The sequence below is a fragment of the Actinocorallia lasiicapitis genome (genome assembly GCF_054778695.1).
In genome coordinates this window covers 1-1,914 of sequence record NZ_BAAGZI010000643.1, presented here as the reverse complement: position 1 = coordinate 1,914, position 1,914 = coordinate 1, and the positions used below count along the sequence as shown (strand labels likewise).

The window sequence follows — 1,914 nt, the reverse complement described above, 5'->3', positions numbered from 1 at the left end:
CGGCCGTCCGGGTGCCCGCCGCCGTCGCGGCCGCCCCCGAGGTGCGGGTTCGCAAGAAAGGCCGCCACCACCGCACGTCCGGCGCGCCGCCCGTCGAGCTGCCGACCGGGATGAGCCACTACGACTTCGAGGAGGCGGAGGAGGGCACCATGATGATGCCCGCGATCTCCGCCGCCGTCGCCGCCGAGGCCGAGGACCGCGAGTTCTGGGGCCGGATCGAGCATCTCAAGGACGACGAGGACTTCGCGTTCTGGACTGACCTGCAGACGTCGGTCAACCAGAACCTGGACGCCGGAGCCGCCTACAGCGGACGGTGACCCACAGACCCTGGGGATGAGGGAGAGAACGGAAGAGGTGCGGCGCCCACGGGCTCCGCACCTCTTTCGTTGCCGGGATCGCCGGGATCGACCGGCCTAGCCGACCGAGCTGGTGGCGAGTTTCGCGGCGAAGGCGAGGAAGCCGGCGCCGACCGCGGTGGTCGCGGTGGCCGACAGCTTGCGGCGGCGCCGGAACGCGTCGGCCAGCCGGGTGCCGCTGAAGATCAGCGTGGTGAGGTACAGGAAGCTGAAGAACTGCAGGATGACGCCCAGCACGAGGAACGACAGCGCCGGGGTGGCGTAGCCGGGGTCGACGAACTGCACGAAGAACGAGATGAAGAACAGGATCGCCTTCGGGTTGAGCAGGCTGATCAGCAGGGCCCGCCGGAACGGGCGCTCGATCTCCTCTACCTCCTCCGCCGCGGCCTGGGCGGGCTCGGCGGCCCGCTCCTTGATCATCTTCCAGGCCGATCGGAGCATCCCCACGGCCAGGTAGAGCAGGTAGGCGGCGCCCGCGTACTTCACCGCGCCGAAGACCAGGTCGTTGGTCTTGAGCAGGGAGGCGACCCCCAGCGCGGAGGCGACCATCAGGATCGTGTCGCCGAGGAAGACGCCCGAGGCGGCCAGATAGCCGCGGCGCACTCCGCGCCGGGCGGCCGTGGACAGCACGTACAGCGAGTTCGGCCCCGGCAGGAGGACGATCAGCACGGTGCCGATCACATAAGCAGGAAGGTCAGTGATGCCCAGCATGTCGCCCAGTGTGCCAAAGACCGGGATATGTCACGAACCTGTTTCCAGGCAGCGCTGGAACGGGCCCGTGGCCAGCCGCTCGGTGACGGCCGCCGTCAGCGCGACGTCCGAGGCGAGCCCCAGCGCGTTCAGCCGACGGACGATCTTCCCGTAGAGCTCGGCGTACACGGTGTCCCACAGCCCCGACGTCCGCAGCCGCTCCATCTCGTTCTTGACCGGCATCCCGTAGGTCTCGGCCCCGACGACCTGGGTCTGCCCTCCGTTGCCGGCCAGCCGGAGCGCGGCCAGCGCCGACAGCAGATCGACCAGCTCATGATCCACCTGGGGGCCTTCGCCGCCCGGGGTGCCGACCAGGACCCACCGCCGGGCCTGCACGGCCCCGAGCAGCAGATCGCCGTCGGTGATCCGCTCGGCGGCGTCCACGACCAGCAGATCGTAGGGGCCGGGCGGCACCGCGTCGGGCGTGGTGCAGACCACCGAGACGGCCGAGGCGGGGTCGTGCACGGGGTGGTTGAGCCGGGCGGCGGCGCGCGCCCTGAACTCCGGTTCCGGCTCCTCCCCCAGGATCTCGGCGATCCGGGTCTCGGTCTGCTCCAGGGCTTCGGTGGCGGCGGCGAGATCGTTCCGTCCGGCTTCGGCGGCGGCCGTCGCCCGCTCCTCCTGGTCGGTGAGCGCCTTCTCGGCGTCAACAAGGGCGTCCGCCGCGTCCTGCTCGTCCTGTTTGGCCTGGTCGGTACGGTCCTTGCTGTCGGCCAGCACGGTGCGGGCGCGGGACAGGCGCGCCTCGGCGGCCATCCCGACACGTCGCGCCTCGTCGGCGGGGGCGGCGGCCCGGTTGGCGGCGTCG

2 protein-coding genes and 1 pseudogene are annotated in these 1,914 nt (G+C 71.3%); 1 reads left to right on the top strand and 2 read right to left on the bottom strand.

Going from position 1 to position 1,914, the window contains the following annotated elements; genetic code table 11:
* Positions 1-317: pseudogene (locus ACYVE7_RS33300) on the top strand (hypothetical protein); the annotation flags it as partial.
* Between the two features lie 96 nt (positions 318-413).
* Here ACYVE7_RS33300 and leuE read toward each other — a convergent pair.
* Positions 414-1,067 carry a leucine efflux protein LeuE gene (leuE, locus tag ACYVE7_RS33295; RefSeq protein ID WP_460370462.1) on the bottom strand — a complete coding sequence of 218 codons (654 nt, stop codon included), beginning with the start codon at positions 1,065-1,067 and terminating at the stop codon, positions 414-416.
* 30 nt (positions 1,068-1,097) lie between these two features.
* Positions 1,098-1,914, bottom strand: an 817-nt coding sequence (locus ACYVE7_RS33290; protein WP_460370461.1) for a hypothetical protein, incomplete at its 5' end; no start/stop codon positions are given.